Origin of the sequence: Jatrophihabitans telluris, assembly GCF_023516435.1 — a bacterium.
Taxonomy (GTDB): Bacteria; Actinomycetota; Actinomycetes; order Mycobacteriales; family Jatrophihabitantaceae; genus Jatrophihabitans_A; species Jatrophihabitans_A telluris.
In genome coordinates, this window is record NZ_CP097332.1 from 1671444 (window position 1) to 1690290 (window position 18847).

The 18847-nt window shown below is 69.2% G+C and carries 17 protein-coding genes; 13 read left to right on the forward strand and 4 right to left on the reverse strand.

Annotation, left to right across the window (positions count from 1 at the left end; translation table 11 throughout):
* Nucleotides 1–42 precede the first annotated feature (42 nt).
* Nucleotides 43–2214: a glycogen debranching protein GlgX gene (gene glgX / locus M6D93_RS07855; RefSeq protein WP_249773804.1), complete on the reverse strand. Its 2172-nt coding sequence runs from the start codon at nucleotides 2212–2214 to the stop codon at nucleotides 43–45.
* 148 nt (nucleotides 2215–2362) lie between these two features.
* Between glgX and M6D93_RS07860 the strand changes: the two genes are divergently transcribed.
* From M6D93_RS07860 to cds1, 6 genes are all read left to right on the forward strand, one after another.
* The gene (locus tag M6D93_RS07860; protein ID WP_347343529.1) at nucleotides 2363–3190 is read left to right on the forward strand and encodes an ABC transporter ATP-binding protein; all 828 of its coding nucleotides are present in this window, start codon (nucleotides 2363–2365) and stop codon (nucleotides 3188–3190) included.
* 221 nt (nucleotides 3191–3411) lie between these two features.
* Nucleotides 3412–4191: an enoyl-CoA hydratase/isomerase family protein gene (locus M6D93_RS07865; RefSeq protein WP_249773806.1), complete on the forward strand. Its 780-nt coding sequence runs from the start codon at nucleotides 3412–3414 to the stop codon at nucleotides 4189–4191.
* Between the two features lie 4 nt (nucleotides 4192–4195).
* Nucleotides 4196–5239 (forward strand): class I SAM-dependent methyltransferase, encoded by a 1044-nt coding sequence (locus tag M6D93_RS07870; RefSeq protein WP_249773807.1) that lies wholly within the window; start codon nucleotides 4196–4198, stop codon nucleotides 5237–5239.
* The gene (locus tag M6D93_RS07875; RefSeq protein ID WP_249773808.1) at nucleotides 5236–5940 is read left to right on the forward strand and encodes an HAD hydrolase-like protein; all 705 of its coding nucleotides are present in this window, start codon (nucleotides 5236–5238) and stop codon (nucleotides 5938–5940) included. Before M6D93_RS07870 ends, M6D93_RS07875 begins: the two co-directional genes overlap by 4 nt.
* A complete protein-coding gene (locus M6D93_RS07880) occupies nucleotides 5937–6704 on the forward strand; it encodes an acyltransferase (RefSeq protein ID WP_249773809.1) in 768 nt (255 codons plus the stop codon). Before M6D93_RS07875 ends, M6D93_RS07880 begins: the two co-directional genes overlap by 4 nt.
* On the forward strand, nucleotides 6701–7807 hold the full coding sequence (gene cds1 / locus M6D93_RS07885) for an L-cysteine desulfhydrase Cds1 (protein WP_249773810.1): 1107 nt from the start codon (nucleotides 6701–6703) through the stop codon (nucleotides 7805–7807). Before M6D93_RS07880 ends, cds1 begins: the two co-directional genes overlap by 4 nt.
* On the opposite strand, the gene M6D93_RS07890 is transcribed toward cds1, so the two are convergent.
* Nucleotides 7774–8955: a glycosyltransferase family 4 protein gene (locus M6D93_RS07890; protein ID WP_249773811.1), complete on the reverse strand. Its 1182-nt coding sequence runs from the start codon at nucleotides 8953–8955 to the stop codon at nucleotides 7774–7776. The genes cds1 and M6D93_RS07890 overlap by 34 nt on opposite strands.
* Before the next feature lie 78 nt (nucleotides 8956–9033).
* Between M6D93_RS07890 and M6D93_RS07895 the strand changes: the two genes are divergently transcribed.
* Nucleotides 9034–9603, forward strand: coding sequence for a hypothetical protein (locus tag M6D93_RS07895; RefSeq protein ID WP_249773812.1), 570 nt, complete (start codon nucleotides 9034–9036; stop codon nucleotides 9601–9603).
* Here the strand turns inward: M6D93_RS07895 and M6D93_RS07900 are convergent.
* A complete protein-coding gene (locus M6D93_RS07900) occupies nucleotides 9571–11073 on the reverse strand; it encodes a 1,4-alpha-glucan branching protein domain-containing protein (RefSeq protein WP_249773813.1) in 1503 nt (500 codons plus the stop codon). The genes M6D93_RS07895 and M6D93_RS07900 overlap by 33 nt on opposite strands.
* The gene (locus M6D93_RS07905) at nucleotides 11070–11810 is read right to left on the reverse strand and encodes a class I SAM-dependent methyltransferase (protein WP_249773814.1); all 741 of its coding nucleotides are present in this window, start codon (nucleotides 11808–11810) and stop codon (nucleotides 11070–11072) included. The genes M6D93_RS07900 and M6D93_RS07905 overlap by 4 nt, the downstream gene beginning before the upstream one ends.
* A 205-nt stretch (nucleotides 11811–12015) precedes the next feature.
* On the opposite strand from M6D93_RS07905, the gene M6D93_RS07910 reads away from it, so the two are divergent.
* The 6 genes from M6D93_RS07910 (at nucleotide 12016) to M6D93_RS07935 (ending at nucleotide 18834) form a co-directional block, all read left to right on the forward strand.
* Nucleotides 12016–12795 carry an electron transfer flavoprotein subunit beta/FixA family protein gene (locus M6D93_RS07910; protein WP_249773815.1) on the forward strand — a complete coding sequence of 260 codons (780 nt, stop codon included), beginning with the start codon at nucleotides 12016–12018 and terminating at the stop codon, nucleotides 12793–12795.
* A 108-nt stretch (nucleotides 12796–12903) separates the two neighbouring features.
* Complete coding sequence (locus M6D93_RS07915) at nucleotides 12904–13863, forward strand: electron transfer flavoprotein subunit alpha/FixB family protein (protein ID WP_249773816.1); 960 nt, start codon at nucleotides 12904–12906, stop codon at nucleotides 13861–13863.
* Between the two features lie 150 nt (nucleotides 13864–14013).
* On the forward strand, nucleotides 14014–15450 hold the full coding sequence (locus M6D93_RS07920) for an MFS transporter (RefSeq protein WP_249773817.1): 1437 nt from the start codon (nucleotides 14014–14016) through the stop codon (nucleotides 15448–15450).
* 11 nt (nucleotides 15451–15461) lie between these two features.
* Nucleotides 15462–16718 (forward strand): cysteine desulfurase family protein, encoded by a 1257-nt coding sequence (locus tag M6D93_RS07925; protein ID WP_249773818.1) that lies wholly within the window; start codon nucleotides 15462–15464, stop codon nucleotides 16716–16718.
* Entirely contained in the window at nucleotides 16718–17815 is a 1098-nt protein-coding gene (gene mnmA / locus M6D93_RS07930) for a tRNA 2-thiouridine(34) synthase MnmA (RefSeq protein ID WP_249773819.1), read from the forward strand. Before M6D93_RS07925 ends, mnmA begins: the two co-directional genes overlap by 1 nt.
* Complete coding sequence (locus tag M6D93_RS07935) at nucleotides 17812–18834, forward strand: methionine synthase (protein ID WP_249773820.1); 1023 nt, start codon at nucleotides 17812–17814, stop codon at nucleotides 18832–18834. The genes mnmA and M6D93_RS07935 overlap by 4 nt, the downstream gene beginning before the upstream one ends.
* Nucleotides 18835–18847: the final 13 nt, after the last annotated feature.

Here is an 18847-nt window from a genome sequence, read left to right on the forward strand (position 1 = left end):
TCAACCGGTGCGGCCTCGCTCCCGGATTCGCGTTCTACCGGCTCAGCTGCGGTGCACCCGGAAGACGAGCACTGACCTGGCGTCGAGCGTGATCGTGTCGCCACCGTCGACCAGATCCGATCCCTCGCCGGAGGCGGGCAGGCCGCCGACCTCGGTGGTGTCGACCACGACCTCGTAGCTCGTGCCCCACGGCAGGGCCGGCACCGTGAAGTCGATTGCATCGTCACCGGAATGGAACAGCAACAGGTAGGAATCGTCGATGATCAGCTCGCCGCGCGGGCCACGGTGGCGCAGTCCGCGCCCGTCGAGGTACATGCCCACCGTGCGCAGTGATCGGTCGAACCAGTTTCCGTCGTCCAGCTCCTTGCCGGCGGGATGGAACCAGGCCAGGTCCTTGCAGCCGTCGCCGCCGTTGACCGGATGGCCCTCGAAGAAGGCACGCTGCCGTAGCACCGGTGACTGTTTGCGCAGCTCGATCAGCCGTCGCGTCAGGGTCTGCAGGTCCGCGACCTCGTCTCGGTCCCGCCAGTCGATCCAGGACGTCGGGTTGTCCTGGCAGTAGGCGTTGTTGTTGCCGCCCTGGGTTCGCCAGCGTTCGTCGCCCGCGGTGATCATCGGCACCCCGGTGGACAACACCAGCGTCGTCATCACGGCGCGCACCTGTTGCAGGCGCAGCGTCGTGATCGTGGAGTCGGCCGTCTCGCCCTCGACGCCGAAGTTGACCGAGCGGTTGTCATCGGTGCCGTCGCGGTTGTTCTCGCCGTTGGCCTCGTTGTGCTTTCGCTCGTAGGTGGCCAGGTCCCGCAGGGTGAACCCGTCGTGGGCGGTGACGAAATTGATCGAGGCGAAGGGCAGGCGGCCGTCGTCGCCGTAGAGGTCCGACGATCCGGTCAGCCGGTAAGCCAGGTCGCGAACACCGCCGGCACCGTGGGCCCAGAAGTCACGCACGGTGTCGCGGTACTTGCCGTTCCATTCCGTCCACAACGGCGGGAACTCGCCGACCTGGTACCCGCCGTCGCCGACGTCCCAGGGCTCGGCGATCAGTTTGACCTGGCTGATCACCGGGTCCTGGTGGATGGTGTCGAAGAAGGAGGACAGCTTGTCCACGTCGTGCAGCGACCGGGCCAGCGCGGAGGCCAGGTCGAAACGGAATCCGTCGACGTGCATCTCGGTGACCCAGTACCGCAGCGAGTCCATCATGAGTTGCAGCACCGTCGGGATCCGGGCATCGACGGTGTTGCCGCAGCCGGTGTAGTCGAGGTAGCGGGACCGGTCGTCGGGGTTGAGCCGGTAGTAGTCGGGGTTGCTCAGACCGCGGAAGGACAGCATGGGACCGTCCGGCTCGGCCTCGGCGGTGTGGTTGTAGACGACGTCGAGGATCACCTCGATGCCGGCCGCGTGCAGCGCCCGGACCATCGCCTTGAACTCCCGGACCTGGTTGCCGCCGAGGCTGCCCGTGTGCGTTGCGTAGGCGGCGTGCGGCGCGAAGAAGCCGATGGAGTTGTAGCCCCAGTAGTTCCTCAGCCCCCGGCGCTGCAACGCCGGCTCGTCGAGGAAGTGATGGATCGGCATCAGCTCGACGGCGGTGACCCCGAGGTTCTTGAGGTAGGAGATGGCCGCCGGATGGGCCAGGCCGGCGTAGGTGCCGCGCAACTCCTCGGGAATGTCCGGATGGGTCTGCGTGAACCCCCGCACGTGAAGCTCGTAGATGATCGTGTCGTCCCAGGGCGTGTGCGGGCGCCGGTCGCCGCCCCACGGAAAGCCGTCGAGCACGACCACCGAGCGTGGCACGAACGGCGCCGAGTCCTGGTTGTTGTCGGCGTAGCAGGCGGGCGCGTCGAGAAAATGGCCGTCGATGGCCTTGGCGTACGGGTCGATCAGCAGCTTCGCCGGGTTGAAGAGGTCGCCGTTGCGCGGGTTGTTCGGGCCGTCGACGCGGTAGCCGTAGCGCTGGCCGGGGTTGACGCCCGGGACGTAGCCGTGCCAGATGTGGAAGGACTGTTCGGCGAGCCGGACCCGTCGTTCCACGCCACCGTGGTCGAACAGGCACACCTCGACGCCGGTCGCCTTCGGTGACCAGACGGCGAAGTTGGTGCCTTCGCCGTCCCAGCTCGCCCCGAGTGGGAAGGGCTTGCCGGGCCAGGCTACGAGCTTGTCCGCCGGCGTGCCGAGTCGTCGGGCCAGCGATTCGGAGAGGTCGAGAGTCGGTTCCATCGTCTGGCGACCTTACGCGGCCACTCGGTCCGCCCGCGCGCGAACGCCGTCCGGCGTGCCGACCGGCGTGCCGATCGGCATTCACGAAGACCCGATCGCGGAGGGACAGCGCCGGGATCGCGGCCCTGTCTGCGCTTGTGCTATCCCGATGGGGTTGGATGGACCGGTGGCCGAGACGGAATTCGCGCTGGACCCCGATGCGACCCTGCAGCTGGAGCAGGTGACGGTGCGGCGCGGCGAGAAACTGCTGCTCGACCAGATCGACTGGACGGTCGAGGAGGACGAGCGCTGGGTCGTGCTGGGTCCGAATGGGGCCGGCAAGACCACGATGCTGCAATTGGCGGCGGCGAATCTGCATCCCACGACGGGCACCGTGGCCATCTTCGGCGAGCGTCTGGGCGCCGTCGACGTGTTCGAGTTGCGCCCGCGGATCGGCCTGTCCTCGGCGGCCCTCGCCCAGCGGATTCCCGGGTCGGAGCTCGTGTCGGACGTGGTCGTGTCGGCCGGCTACTCGGTGCTCGGCCGGTGGCGGGAGGCCTACGGCCGCCTCGATGTGCGACGGGCCAAGGCGCTGCTGGAACGCTTCGGCGTCGGCGGCATGGCCGACCGGACCTACGGCACTCTCAGCGAAGGCGAACGCAAGCGCGTGCAGATCGCACGGGCGATGATGACCGACCCTGAACTGCTGCTGCTGGACGAGCCGGCGGCGGGCATGGATCTGGGCGGCCGGGAGGATCTGCTGCGCCGGCTCTCGCACCTGGCCGCGGACGCGCTCGCACCGGCGATCGTGCTGGTCACGCACCACGTCGAGGAGATTCCGGTTGGCTTCACCCACGCCATGCTGTTGCGCGACGGGCGCATCGTCGCCCAGGGGCTGACCAGCTCGGTGCTGACTTCGGAGCACCTCAGCGAGACCTTCGGTCTGCCGCTCAGGATCGAGCGGGATGCGGGCCGATTCTTCGCGCGCGCGGTCTGAGCGCGTCCTCTGATGGCGCCGGCAAGCTCCGGCCGGCCGCGCTGGACGTACCCGCCCATCTCGTCGGTAATAGGCTCGGCACTGGTGCTCGCTGCCGCGGACAGCGCAGCCGCCGGCACTGCGGTCACTCCGACCACCACCCCAACGAACACCCCGACCACCACCCCAACGAACACCCCGAGCATCACCCCAGTCTTCAGCCGAGCAGCAGGGAGAGCAGCGTGAGCGAACTCGTGCGGTGCGAGGTCGACGGAGCCGTCGCGACGATCAGGGTCGACCGGCCGCCGGTCAACGCCCTCAACGTCGAACTGCAGGACGGCCTTCGCGCGGCAGCAGCCGAATGTACGGCCCGCGACGACATCCGCGCCGTGGTGCTCTACGGCGGTGAGAAGGTCTTCGTGGCCGGCGCGGACGTGAAGGAATTTCACGTGATGTCGGCCCAGGACATGCAGCGTCGGGGCGCTGCGCTGACCGACTCGCTGGACGCGATCGCCCAGATCCCGAAGCCGGTAATCGCCGCGGTCACCGGCTATGCCCTCGGTGGCGGATGCGAGCTCGCCCTGACGGCGGACTTCCGGATCAGCGCCGACACCGCGAAGTGGGGTCAGCCGGAAATTCTGTTGGGGCTGATTCCCGGCGCCGGCGGCACCCAGCGCCTGCCTCGGCTGATCGGCCCGGCGAAGGCGAAGGACCTCATCTATACCGGGCGTTTCGTCGACGCCGCGGAGGCACTCGCCATAGGTCTGGTCGACGCCGTCGTCGAGGCCGACCAGGTCTACCCCACCGCGCTGGCCATGGCGCGCAAGTTCGCCGCCGGCCCCGCGCTGGCGTTGCGCGCGGCCAAAGCTGCGATCGACAACGGTCTGGACCTCGATCTGGCCAACGGCCTCCGGCTGGAGGCGCACCTGTTCGCCGGCATCTTCGCCACGGAGGACAAGCAGCGGGGGATCGCCTCCTTCATCGCCAACGGGCCCGGCAAGGCCGACTTCGTCGGGAACTGAGCCGATGCCGACCGACACCCCTGCCGCACCGACAAGCGCGGCCAACCCCCACGCCAGCGCCGAACAGGTCGAAGCGGCCTGGAAGGACTCCAAGCTGGCCAACGTCCTCTATCACGACTGGGAGGCCGCAACCTACGACGAGAAATGGTCCATCAGCTTCGACCAGCGCTGCATCGACTACGCCCGCGATCGCTTCAGCCATGTCGCCGGGGTCGAGAACTGGCCCTACCCGCGTGCGCTCGAACTGGGCTGCGGAACCGGCTTCTTCCTGCTCAACCTCAAGCTGGCCGGCGTGCTCGAGGAGGGCCACGTCACCGACCTGAGTCCCGGCATGGTGGAGGTCGCGGTACGCAACGGCGCCGGCCTCGGCTTCGACATCGACGGCCGCGTCGCCGACGCCGAATCGCTGCCCTATCCCGACGACAGCTTCGACCTCGTCGTCGGGCACGCCGTCCTGCATCACATTCCCGATGTCGAGCTCGCGCTGCGGGAGGTGGTGCGGGTACTCAAGCCAGGAGGGCGCTTCGTCTTCGCCGGCGAGCCGACCCGATTCGGCGACTTCGTCGCCCGGCGACTGTCGCGTCTGACCTGGTGGGCGACGACGCGCGCCACCCGTCTGCCGGCACTACACGACTGGTCCCGTCCGAAGTCCGAGCTGGACGCCTCCTCCAGGGCAGCGGCGCTGGAGGCGGTGGTGGACCTGCACACCTTCGATCCGCCTCGGTTGCGGGCGATGGCCCATTCGGCCGGAGCGATCGAGGTGTCGACGAAGACCGACGAGTTGACCGCGGCCTGGTTCGGTTGGCCGGTTCGCACCTTCGAGGCGGCCGTTCCACGCGACAGACTCGGCTTCGGCTGGGCCAGGTTCGCCTTCGGCACCTGGAAGCGGCTGCATGCACTCGATTCGACACTGCTCAGCCGGGTCGTACCGGCCGGTCTGTTCTACAACGTCGAGATCACCGGGGTGAAGCCGTCGCCGCCGGCCGGCTCGCCGAGCCTGTCCGGTACCCCGGTCGCCCTTGCCCGTACGCCTGGGGGTACGGAGTGATCGACCCCGCGCCGTTCGACGCCGCGCCGTTCGACCCCGCGCCGTTCGACACCGCGCTGTTCGACACCGTGTTGTTCGACTTGGACGGGACCTTGAGCGACTCCGCGCCGGGGATCCTCGGCTGCCTGCGCCAGGCCTTCGATGAACTCGGGGTGCCCTGGCCGGATGAAGCGGTTGCCCGGTCGCTGCTCGGCCCCCCGTTCTGGCACACTCTGCCGCCCCTGGTGGGAGCGGACCGCACCGAGCGGGCCATCGAGATCTACCGCGAGCACTACGTCGTCGGTGGCGGGATGTTCCAGACCCGCGCCTACGACGGTGTCGCGCCGTTGCTGCAGTCCTTGCGATCGCAGTCCGTGCGGCTCGCGGTTGCGACCAGCAAGCCCGAGATCCACGCGGGCACCATCGTGGAACATCTGGGATTTTCCGAGCACTTCGACTTCGTGTGCGGCGACACGCTGGACGGAGCACGCGACTCCAAGGCACTGGTCATCGCTGAAGCGCTGAACCGGATGGGCGATCCGCCCGCCGGCACCGTGCTGATGGTCGGTGACCGCAGCCACGACGTCCTGGGGGCGGCCGCCAACGGGCTGCACTCTGTCGGCGTGCTCTGGGGCTACGGCAGCGCCACGGAGTTGCACAACGCGGGCGCGGCCGCGGTGATCGAGCGCCCGGCTCAGCTGAACGAGCTGTTGCGACCTTGATCGTCTCGGCCTGGCGGGCTCGTTCCCGCGATCCTCACCGGGCGCGTTTCATCACGGCCGACTCGGTGCGCTGGATCGCTCGCCACCGAGCCTGGACGCCGTGGTACCTGCTGCGGTACTGGCGCTTCCTGCGCTTCAAGCTGGCCAATCCCCACGTCGTCACCGAGGGGTTCGTCTTCCTCGGCCGCGATGTGGAGCTCTACGCTCGGCCGGGCTACGGGCGGCTGGTACTCGGCCGCTGGGTGCACCTGGGCGACGGGACGTCGCTGCGGTGTCACGAGGGGACGCTGCGGGTGGGGGACAAGGCGGTCTTCGGCCGCAACGACGTGGTGAACTGTTACCTGGATATCGAGATCGGCGCGGCCAGCATCATCGCCGACCTGGTCTACATCGTCGATTTCGACCACGTTTTCTCCGACATCACCAGGCCGATCAAGGATCAGGGGATCAGCAAGGCGCCGGTAGGCATCGGGGCCGACGTGTGGCTGGGAACCAAGGTGAGCGTGCTGAGGGGGACGGTGATCGGCCCGGGGTCGGTGGTCGCGGCCAACGCTGTGGTTTCCCGCGATGTGCCTGAGTTCTCCATCGTGGCGGGGGTGCCGGCCCGGGTCATCGGGGACCGCCGGAGCGTGCACGCCGAGAAGCACACCACTCGTGCCGCGCTTGCGGACATGGCCGATAGACTCGCCGCCGAACCACCTACGCCGGCAACCGGACCGCCGGTCGAACCGTCCGGCCCCGTGGGGGAGGACCGAACCCGATGAGAGACATCGAGCGGACCAGTCCGTCCGCCAGGGCCTGGTCAGACGAGGCCATCCGGCGCGTCGAGGCGGACGCGAACCGCTCCGCGGACACCCATCTGATCCGGTTCGAATTGCCTACGGACTGGGGAATCGACCTGTATTTCAAGGACGAATCGACGCACCCGACCGGCTCGCTCAAGCACCGGCTCGCCCGGTCGTTGTTCCTTTACGCCGTGGCCAACGGCTGGCTCAAGGAGGGCATGCCGGTCATCGAGGCCTCCTCTGGTTCCACTGCGGTCAGCGAGGCCTACTTCGCGCGGTTGCTCGACCTGCCCTTCGTCGCGGTCATGCCGCGCACGACGTCGGCGAACAAGATCGCTCTGATCGAGCGCCAGGGCGGGCGCTGCCATCTCGTGTCCGATGCCACGATGGTCTACGCCGAGGCGGCCCGGCTGGCCGAGGAATCCGGTGGCCACTACATCGACCAGTTCACCTACGCCGAACGCGCCACCGACTGGCGAGGGAACAACAACATCGCCGAATCCATCCTGGCGCAGCTACGCCTGGAACCACATCCGGTGCCGAGCTGGGTCGTGGTCGGCGCCGGCACGGGCGGGACATCGGCGACCATCGGCCGCTACATCCGATACCGGCGCCTGGCCACCCGTCTGTGCGTGGTCGACGTGGAGAACTCGGCGTTCATGCCCGGCTGGCAGGCCAACAGCGACCGGGTCGTGACCGGAGTCGGTTCGCGCATCGAGGGAATCGGCCGTCCCCGGGTCGAACCCAGCTTCATCGGCGACGTCGTCGACCGGATGATCGGCGTTTCCGACGCTGCTTCCATCGCGGCGATGCGTTACCTGCAAGCACCGCTCGGGCGCCGGGTCGGGGCATCCACCGGAACGAACTTCGTGGGGGCGTTGGCCGTTGCGGCGGGCATGCGTGAGCGCGGCGAACGAGGCAGCATCGTGACGCTCATCTGTGACGGCGGAGAGCGCTATGCCGACACCTACTACTCCGCCGAATGGCTGTCCTCGCAGGGCCTGGATCCAGAGCCGCATCGCCGACACATCGAGGCCGTCCTCGCCGGTCAGCCCTGGCCGGAGACCAGCGTTTCCCGGTAGAGCGTCTCGGTGCGCGCAGCGACCTCGCTCCAGCTGTAGTCGGCCCGGGCGGCCTCCCGAGCACGACCCGCCATCCGGGCCGATACGGCGGCTTCGCCCAGCAGCCGCGAGACGGCTTCGGCGATGGCGTCCGGGCTTTCCGGCCGGAAGACCCGGCCGCTGACGCCGTCCTGCACGAGTTCGGCCAGGCCACCCACCGCGGCGACGGCAACCGGAGCGCCGGCGGCCTGAGCTTCCAGGCAGACCAGCCCGAACGGTTCGTACAGCGACGGGACCACCACCGCGTCCACCGCGTGGAACAGGTCCCTGAGCCTGACGTCGTCCACGTGCCCGAGCCACTCGACGCGCTCGCTCACTCCGTAGCGCCGCGCGCGGTCCTGCTGCGCGGCCAGCTGAGGTCCCGTCCCCGCCACCGCCAATCCGATGTCCGGGTACGTCCGGGCCAGCGCGGGCAGGGCTTTGATCAATTCCTGCAGGCCCTTCTCATGCACCAGGCGGCCGGCGAAGGCGATCAGGGGACGGCGCCCGGCCGCGGGAGCGGGTCCGTCCGCGTCCTGCCGGGCCCACCAATCGGCGTGGATCCCGTTGCCGATCACGCGCACCCGATCGTGCGGACCGAAGATCTGCAGAGCCTGGTCCCTCGCGAAGCGGGAGCAGAGGACGACGGCGTCGGACCGGGCGTAGAGCCACGCCTCCAGCGAGTGAATGGCCAGTTGCAGCGGTTGTCCCAGCCACCCCTGCTGGCGGCCGAACTCGGTCGCGTGCAGGGTGCTGATCAGCCGCGCCCCCGCGACGGCTGACAAGGTGCTCGCGGTCTGAGCCACGAGCCAGTCGTGGGCATGGACCAGCTCAGGACGCCAGCCCGTGGCCAGCAGCGCCAGACCGGCCCGGCTCAGGGAATGCTCGAAGGCCTGCGCCCAGGCCAGGACGGACTCGGTGGCGAAGTCGATCGCGAGACCGTCGGCGGCAGCCCGGATCACCCGGACGCCGTCGATCGTCTCGTCCTGGGTTCGTGGCGCCGAGCCACGGGTCAGCACGATGACCTCGTGGCCGCGAGCGGCCAGGGCGGGGGCCAGCGCCGCGACATGACGACCCAAGCCGCCGACCACAACCGGCGGGTACTCCCAGGAGACGATCAGCACCCGCATGGAAGACGATCGTGCCGTACTCCAGTAAGGTCCGCCCGGACGGGCAGCGACAGCGTTCACCTCTCGGCGGGAGCGAGCATGACCAGTAAGGCGGCTGCGTCGCGTCGCCTGGTGGCCGGGATCGTGGCGCTGCTCGTGGCGCTGGTCCTGCTTGCCGGGGCTCGGCTGATGAGCAACGCACAGCTGCATGCCTACGACCGGGGCGCTACTCCGCAGGGCACCTACCGGTTGACCGCGGGCAAGACCTACCAGCTGTCCGCGGCGCAATCGGTGGGCACTCTGACCGCTGAGGGCGTCCTGGGCACCGGTCTGGACCTCAACTGCGTCGCCCGCGCCGCCTCCGGTGCGCAGAACCAGTTGCCGATCGAGTCCACGAAGGACGACGCCCGCAATCTGCACCTGTTCGCCACGTTCCGGGCCGCGGACTCCGGCCGTTTCCACATCGCGTGCAACGGGCTGGATCAAGTGTTCGTCGATGACGCCGACGACGCGGCGCGGGACTACAGCGGTCTGCTCACGGTGCTGGCGAGCGTGCTCGGCGCCATCGGCGTCGCGCTGGTGTTCTCCGGTGGCTATCGACTGAGCGAGCCCGGTTCGGACCGTGACGAGGACGCCTCAGAACGTGCGCGCGTCGAGACGGCCGAATAGCCCGTCGCGTTGGCGCTGCCGCGCCGCCTCGGCGACCGCGGCCCTGTCGTCGGCACGTTCGCTGAGATCGGCCAGCCCGAAGAAGTCATCGGCGTGCCGCTCGGCCCGCTCGCGCGCATAGCCGGCCGCGGCGTCGCGGGTGATCATGAACGCCCAGTCGCTGGAGGAAAGCAGGAGCGCCTGCCGGGCCAGCTGGTCCAGCACCGGGTCTCGGCTCGGCCGTTCGCCCCGCCGGTCCAGCAGCTCGAACAATCTGTTCTGCACCGAGGATGAGGTTTCGAGCAGATCGGCGACAGCATCGTTGTCCCAGACGCGCCAGTCCTGACCTGCTCCCCAGGACGACGGGGCCAGGTGCACCCGGCGACTCACCAGTCCGGCGTCGCGCGCGCCGGCCAGCGTCCGAAGTTCGACGCCGGATTCGGGCAGCAACCGCAACACGGCTGAGAGGAACTCCGGACCCTCGTACCACCAGTGGCCGAACAGTTCGGTATCGAAGGCGGCGACGACGAGCGGTTCGTGGCCGTCCTGCTGCGGGTCCTTCGCCAGTTCCTGCAACCGCTGCTGGACGGCGCGGACGAACCGCAGTGCGTCGCGCTCGGCCGCGGCGGCGGCGGCGGCGGGGTCCCAGCGGGCCTTGTCGGGCCCGGAGACCTCCAGGCCGGTGACCCGAGCCGGCCGGAATCCGCTGTCATGGTCAAAGGTGTGGAAGTCCCGGTAGGCCGCTCCGGCGGGATAGCCGTCGCGAGCCGACCAGATCCGGTACGACAGGTCGCGGTCCCGCGCGAAGCAGACCACGTCGGAATCACCCACGAAGGCACCCCGACCCGTCCGGCCGTCCAGCGCCGGCCCGTCGACCAGGAAGTGCTGAACGCCGGCCTGTGCGTAGAGCGCCTCCAACCCCGGGGCGTACCCACATTCCGGCGCCCAGATCCCGGCGGGTCGGTGTCCCAGTCGCAGGGCGGTGTCGGCGAGGCCAGTGCCCAGCTGGGCCTGAGCGAACCGCTCGCTCAGCAGAGGTTGGAACGGATGGGTCGCCGGGCCGCCCAGCAACTCGATCGTCCCGGCCGCGATCAAGGGACGCAGCACGCTCGACAGCCCGCCGGTCAGCCAGCGTGCCTCCAGATCGGACAGGCATTGCGTCGCTGCGGCTCGCTCATGCGTGGCCAAGCGGTCGAAGCCGGGTCGTTGAGCCAGTTCCTCGGCGCGCAGTTGCCAACGACCGGCCCAGGAATGCAACTCGCGCAGGCAGTAGGGGTCGTCGAGCATCGCCGCCAGAACCGGAGTGATGCCGATCGTCGCCACTTGCGAATAGCCCTGTTCGGCAAGCGATTCCAGCATCGTGACCACCCGGCGCCATGATCCGGTGAAGGCCTGGTGCAGCCACTCTTCGCCGACCGGCCAGCTACCGTGGTGAGCCACCCAGGGCAGGTGGGTATGCAGGACCAGGCAGAAACTGCCCAGCCGTCTCACCGGCGGCGCGCGATCAGCAGCAGGTCCAGGCAGTCATCGGCGGCCGGATCGTGGAACTCGAAATCGTCGGTGGCGACGGAGGCGACGTCGCTGCGAAGGTCGGCGTCCCAGTGGCCCGGGTCCACCGCCAGTTGAGCATCGGCGAGGGAGCCGCCCCAGCGGGCATCGAGCTCTCGCAACCGCTCTCGCGCGACGAGACCGGCCAGCTGGAGAACCTGCAGGCCGGCGTGCTCGATCAGTCCGCGCAGCTCGTGGGCGACGAACTCGTGAGTGTGAAAGGGATTCCTCGGCCGGGCGCGGTCGGGGGAGAAGGTCAACCGGTTGGGTGTGGACAGGATCAGCGAGCCGCCTGGCCGCAACACGCGAGCACATTCGCTCACGAATTGGGGATGGTCCCAGACATGCTCGATCACCTGCAGGCAGACCAGTGTGTCGGTCGAGGCAGTTCGGACGGGCAGCGCGGCGAGGTTGCCCTGCACAGCGAGCAGCTGGGGGTAGCGCCGGTGCAGATGCCCGATCGCCGCGCGGTCGTAGTCCAGGGCCACGGTCTGCTGACCGGACCGGCTGAGCTGGGCGGCGCCGTAACCCTCACCGGCCCCGACCTCCAGCACCACCGGACCGGTGACCTCGGCGCGCACATACCGGTAGGCGGCCTCGTGCCGGCGAAACCAGTAGTTCTCCGCCGGCACCTCCGGGACGGTGCGTTCGCCCGTCAGCGCCAGTGGCTGGGCCGTCATCGCCGGACCGAGCCCTGTTCGCCGTTGCTCACCCTCGCCGTCCTCTCATCGTGACTGGGAACACCCTAGGGGTACCGGGCGACTATTGCTACTCACCGGTAACATCGGCAATATCGCACTAGCGCGCCAACCGCGCGATTGTCCAGCGTGACGAATGCGGCCTCTGGACACCAGGGCCCGACGAACAGTGAGGATCGAGAGCCGGATGAACATCGTCGTCTTGATGAAGCAGGTGCCCGACACCTACGCCGAGCGCAGATTGAGTCCTTCGGACAACACCCTCGACCGCGCCGGCGTGGACGCCGTGATCAACGAGATCGACGAATACGCCATCGAGGAGGGGCTGCTGCTCAAGGAAGCCCACGGCGGCGAGGTGACCATCCTGACGATGGGTCCCGACCGCGCCACCGAGTCGATCCGCAAGGCGTTGTCGATGGGTGCGGACAAGGGCGTCCACGTCGTCGATGAAGCGTTGCACGGCTCCTGCGCGATCACCACCGCCAAGGTCCTGGCCAAGGCCCTGGGCACCCTGGAGTACGACCTGGTCATCGCCGGCTCGGAGGCCACCGACTCCCGGCTCTCGGTCGTGCCGGCCCTGCTCAGCGAAGCGCTGGGCGTACCCCAGCTCTCCGGCGCCCGCAAGGTGACGGTCGACGGTTCCGACATCACCATCGAGCGAGCCACCGAGACCGGCTTCGCCCGCGTTCAGGCCAGTGGACCGGCCGTCGTCAGCGTGGTCGAGAAGATCAACGAGCCGCGCTATCCCTCGTTCAAGGGGATCATGGCAGCCAAGTCCAAGCCGGTTCAGCAGCTGTCGCTGTCGGATCTGGGCATCGGTGCCGACGAGGTCGGCCTGGCTGCCTCCACCACGACCGTGCAGTCCTTCGAACAAGCCCCGCCGCGGGCTGCGGGCACCGTGGTCAAGGACGAGGGCAACGGCGGCTCGGCGATCGCGGAGTACCTGGCGAGCAAGAAGCTCATCTAGCTCTGCGCGACTCACCGCCCGCGAAGCACCACTCGCGCCGCGAGCGCGCACCGCAGGCCCGGCCTGCCCCCGACCTCCAGACAGACTTTTCAGATAAGGGAAAATCTCATGGCTGAAGTACTGGTCCTCGTCGACTCGGCGAACGGCACCGTCAAGAAGTCCACCCTCGAACTGCTGACCGCGGCCCGCTCTCTCGGTGAGCCGTCCGCGGTGGTCCTCGGTGCGCCCGGAACGGCCGCCGCGCTTAAGGCCACGCTGGCCGAATACGGCGCCGCGAAGGTCTATGTCGCCGAGAGCGAGGACGTCGACGCTTACCTTGTCGCCCCCAAGGCCGAGCTGCTCGCCCAGATCGCCGCTCAGGCTGGTCCGGCCGCGATCCTGGTGTCCTCGAGCCCCGAGAACAAGGAAATCGCCGCCCGGACGGCCTTCAAGCTCGATTCCGGTTTCCTGGCCGATGCGGTCGAACTCGGTGAGGGTGGCAGCGCGAAGCAGTCCATATTCGGAGGCTCGGTGACGGTCACCTCGGTCGTCGCCAAGGGCATCCCGGTGATCAGCCTGCGGGCCAACTCGGTGTCGGCCGCCGCCTCGCCCGCAGCTGCCGAGGAGGTCGCCGTCGACGTCGCGATCTCCGACGTGGCCAAGGGTGCGAAGGTGCTCGAGTGGGTGGAGGAGGCCAAGGGTTCGCGTCCCTCGCTGCAGGATGCCTCGGTCATCGTCTCCGGTGGTCGTGGCGTCGGCTCGGCCGAGAACTTCAAGATCGTCGAAGAGGTGGCCGACTCGATCGGCGCCGCCGTCGGCGCATCGCGAGCCGCCACCGACGCCGGCTGGGTCCCGCACACCATGCAGGTCGGTCAGACCGGCGTGACCGTGGCTCCTCAGCTCTACATCGCGCTCGGCATCTCCGGCGCCATCCAGCACCGGGCGGGCATGCAGACGTCCAAGACCATCGTCGCGGTGAACAAGGACCCAGAGGCGCCGATCTTCGAACTGGCCGATTTCGGCGTCGTCGGTGACCTGTTCGCCGTGGCTCCTCAGTTGGCGGAGGAAGTCACCAAGCGCAAGGGCTGATCCACGCGCACCGGCCGAGCGCGGCGGCGTCCCGAACTGGTTTAGTGGTGAGATAACGAGCGGATAGACTGCTCGATTGTGTCCAGGTTGTTAACGCGGTTCCTTCCGCGGCGGTCTTCGGCCCCGCGCGGAGGTCCGCGTGAGGAGCCGGTGGCACCCTCCATCCTCTCGCCCGAGGCACGGCTGACCACCCTCGGCATCATCATCCTGATGACGATCATCGCCTTCGAGGCGATGGCCGTCGCGACGGCGCTGCCGACCGCCGCGCGGAGCCTGCACGGTCTGGCCGCCTACGGATGGTCGTTCACCGGCTTCCTGGTCGCGAGCGTGGTCGGCATGGTCGCGTCCGGGATGCGCTCGGACCGCAACGGCCCACGGTCGCCCCTGCTCGTCGGACTCGGCCTGTTCGTGGTCGGTCTGCTGGTGGCCTCAGCCGCCGGGGCGATGTGGGTACTCGTCGCGGCCCGGGTCGTCCAGGGTCTGTCCACCGGCCTGCTCATCACCGCGATGTACGTGGTCATCGGCGAGGTGTACGACGATCTGGTGCGGCCCCGGATGTTCGCCGCCCTCGCCAGCGCTTGGGTTGTGCCCGGGCTGGTGGGCCCGATCGTGGCCGGCTGGGTCACCCAGCACCTGTCCTGGCGCTGGGTGTTCGGTGGACTGGCGCCCTTCGTCGTCCTCGGCGGACTCATGATGGTGCCCTCGCTGCGCCAGCTCCGCGCCCACCCGGCTCGGACTCAGGTGGCCGACTCGGCCCGGTTGGGGTATGCGGTCCTCGCGGCGGCCGGCATCGCGGGTGTCGCGAACCTCGGACAGAGCCAGACGCCGCTGAGCTGGGCCCTGGGCGTGGCCGGCGCGGTGGCGATGGTGCTCGGTTTGCGGCGCCTGCTGCCGCGTGGCACCTTCACACTGTCGCGCGGGGTACCGGCTGCGGTGGGCTACCGCGGGGTCCTGGCGGGCACCTTCTTCGGCATGGAGGCGGTGGTACCGCTCACGCTGACGGTCCAGCACCACTACTCGGCCACCATGTCCGGCCTCCCGCTGATGTTCACCGCGGTGACCTGGGCGGTGGGCTCGCAGATCCAGGGACGTCTGGACAGCCGCTGGCGTCCAGCGCTGCTGCGCGCCGGACTGCTGCTGTTCGCCGTTGCCGGTGCCGGCATGACGTTGGTCGCACTGCGGATCGCTCCGGGGTGGGGCGCGTTCCTGGCCTGGCCGACCGCCGGGCTCGGGGCGGGCTTCGGGCTGACCAGCGCGTCGGTGGCCCTGCTCGACTTCACCACCGATGCCCAGCGCGGGTCGGACTCGTCCTCCCTGCAGTTGGCGGACTCGTCGGCCAGCGCCCTGTGCACGGCCTTCGGAGGGGCCCTGGTCGCCGCGGCCGCCCACGGCAGGATCAGCTACGGCCACGGTCTGGGGGCGATCTTCGTGGTCATGTCCGTGCTCGGGTTGAGCGCCATCGGCCGGACGACGGCGTTGCGTCCGCCGAACCGGACGGCAATGCTTCCGGGCAGTTCCGACGATCGCAGGGACGCCGCCGTGACGGGGATAGCCGTCGAGGTGGGCCCACCGGTTTCCGCGCCGTAAACTTGTCCGTGATGGTGTACCTGGATCACGCGGCGACAACGCCCATGCTGCCCGAGGTCATCGCCGCGATGGCCGAGGCGATGGCTACCACCGGCAACCCCTCGTCCCTGCATACCTCGGGTCGACGGGGTCGCCGGGTCGTCGAGGAATCTCGTGAGCGCCTGGCCGCCGCCCTGCAGGCCCGTCCCTCGGAAGTCATCTTCACCTCCGGCGGTACCGAGGCCGACAACCTGGCCGTGAAGGGCATCTACCTCGCCCGCCGCAACAGCGACCCGCGCCGCCGCCGGATTCTGGCCTCGTCGGTGGAACATCACGCCGTCCTGGACGCGGCACTGTGGCTGGCGGCCAACGAGGGCGCCGAGGTCGAACTGCTGCCGGTCGACACTGTGGGAACGGTCCGTCCGCAGACGCTACGGGAGGCGATCGATCGCGACCCGGACTCCGTCGCCCTTGTCAGCGTGATGTGGGCCAACAACGAGGTCGGCACCGTTCAGCCGATCCGCGAACTGGCCGACATCGCGCATCGCCACGGGATTCCCTTCCACTCCGACGCGGTCCAGGCGGTCAGCGTGCTGCCGGTGTCCTTCGCCGACTCCGGCGTCGACGCTCTCTCGGTCACCGGGCACAAGCTCGGCGGGCCCTACGGGTGCGGGGCGTTGCTGCTCAAACGGGACGTCAGCTGTGTGCCTCTGCTGCACGGCGGTGGTCAGGAGCGCGATGTGCGATCCGGCACCTTGGACACGCCGGGTGTCCTCGGCCTGTCGCTGGCCGCCGAAATCGCGGTGGCGCACCGGGCGGACACCGCCCAGCGTTTGAACTCCCTGCGCTCGAGACTGATCGACGGGATCCAGGCCGCGGTCGAGGGCGTCGGGCTCAACGGGGACCCGGTCAACCGTCTCCCCGGCAACGCCCACCTCAGTTTCCCCGGCTGCGAAGGCGACTCGCTGCTGATGTTGCTCGATGCTCGCGGGATCGAATGTTCTACCGGCTCGGCGTGCTCGGCCGGTGTGGCGCAGCCCTCGCACGTCCTGCTGGCAATGGGGGCCGACGAGGCCACCGCGCGCGGCTCGCTGCGCCTGAGTCTCGGGCACACCTCCACCGAGGCCGACGTCGAGGAGTTGCTCGCCGTCATCGGACCGGTGACCGAGCGCGCCCGTCGTGCCGGTATGGCCTCCACCGGCATGGCTTCCACCGGTATGACTGCGACCGGGACGGCCGCGACCCACGAGGCCGACAACCGCCGGGTTCCGGCAACGGGGCGGGTGTGATGAAGGTTCTGGCCGCGATGAGCGGGGGAGTGGACTCCGCGGTAGCAGCGGCGCGGGCCGTCGACGCGGGCTGGGACGTCACCGGGGTGCACCTGGCGTTGTCGCGTCAGCCCGAAACGCTGCGCACCGGATCGCGTGGGTGCTGTTCGGTGGAGGACTCCCACGACGCCCGCCGCGCCGCCGACGTGCTGGAAATCCCCTTCTACGTATGGGATTTCGCCGATCGGTTCGCCGAGGACGTCATCGACGACTTCGTCGCGGAGTACCAGGCCGGCCACACGCCCAACCCGTGCCTGAGGTGCAACGAGAAGATCAAGTTCGCCGCCCTGCTCGACCGGGCCCTCGCACTGGGCTTCGATGCGGTGGTGACCGGTCATCACGCGCGGCTGAGCGCGGGTCGGCTGTCCCGCTCGGTCGACACGGCCAAGGACCAGTCCTACGTCCTGGCCGTGCTGCGGCCCGAACAGCTCGCGCACGCCGTCTTCCCTCTCGGCGAGTCGACCAAGCACCAGGTGCGCGCCGAAGCCGCCGCCCGTGGCCTGTCGGTTGCCGACAAGCCCGACAGCCATGACATCTGCTTCATCGCCGACGGCGACACTCAGGGATTCCTGCGCGGAAAACTCGGTGAGCAGCCCGGCGCGATCGTGGACTCCGACGGGGCGGTGCTCGGATCGCACGACGGCGCTTTCGGTTTCACCGTCGGCCAGCGCAAGGGCCTCAACCTGACCGTGCCGGCGCCGTCCGGCCAGCCGCGGTACGTGTTGTCCATTCAGCCCAAGACGAACACCGTGGTAGTCGGTGCCAAAACCGACCTGCGGGTCGACCGGATCGAGTGCGGATCACCGGTGTGGACCCTCGACGAGCGCACCGAGCCGTTCACCTGCTCAGTGCAGCTGCGAGCGCACGGGATGGTGTCGCCGGCCCGCATCACCCTCGGTGCCAACGGCGAGATCATCGCCGATCTGCTCGAACCCCAGCACGGAGTCGCTTCCGGCCAGGCCTTGGTGATGTACGACGGCGATGACGTGATCGGTTCGGCCACCATCCGCCTCACGCACGGTGCGGCCGTCGACCGCCGCGTTGACGCGATGCCGTGAGCGAGCCCGCAAGACGCTTCCCGTGGGCGCCGGGGGTCAGCACCGGACTGGGCTCGCTGCCCGGAAGCGATGTGGTCGAGGCCGTCTCGTTCGTGCTCGACACCGTCCCCGAGTTCGCCTACCTGCCTGAGCTGCCCGCGCGCGGACTCGGAGCCGACATGATCGGCCGGACCGCGTCTCTGCTCGTGGAGTTGCCGATGGAATGGCAGCCCCATGGTTGGACGGTCACCGGCGCCGCCGGTCAGGACCTTCGGCGCGCCCGGGACTTCCTGCACCGGGATCTGGACGCGATTACCGAACACGGTGCCGGCCTGGACGTCCTCAAGGTCCAGGTGACCGGGCCGGTGACGCTCGCTGCCAACGCGGAACTGCCCAATCTGCACAAGGTTCTGTCCGACCACGGTGCGTTCCGAGACCTGTCGGAGTCACTTGCCGAAGGAGTCCGATTGCACCTGGCCGAGCTGGCCTCGCGGCTGCCCGGCACCGCTCTGGTGCTGCAACTGGACGAACCGTCGTTGCCGGCCGCGTTGTCCGGGTCGGTGCCGACCCCCTCGGGCTACGGGACCGTGCGCTCGATTTCGCGATCGGTCGCGGGCCCGGCGCTGCAGCGGGTGCTCGCCGGCGCGTCGCCGGGGTCCCGGACGGTGCACTGCTGCGCCGCGGACGTGCCTTTCGATCTGCTCGTCAGCAGCGGCGCCGACGCGGTCGCGATCGATTTCGCGCTGTTGAACAAGGCCAATCTGGATTCGGTGGGTGAAATCGTCGACGCCGGCACCTCCCTGTGGCTGGGGGTGGTCCCGAGTTCTGATGCAGAGCTGTCCTTCGCCGCGGCTCGCGAGCGCGTGTTCGGACTGTGGCGGCGACTCGGCTTCGACGACGCCCTGCTGGCCGGCACGGTCGTCCCCACTCCAGCCTGCGGACTCGCCGGTGCGTCCCCGGGCTACGCCCGGCGCGCGACCAAACTCCTTCGCGACGTCGGCCGGTCGTTGCTGGACGGGGCTGAGCCCAGCCGGAGCTGACGCTGGGCCGCGG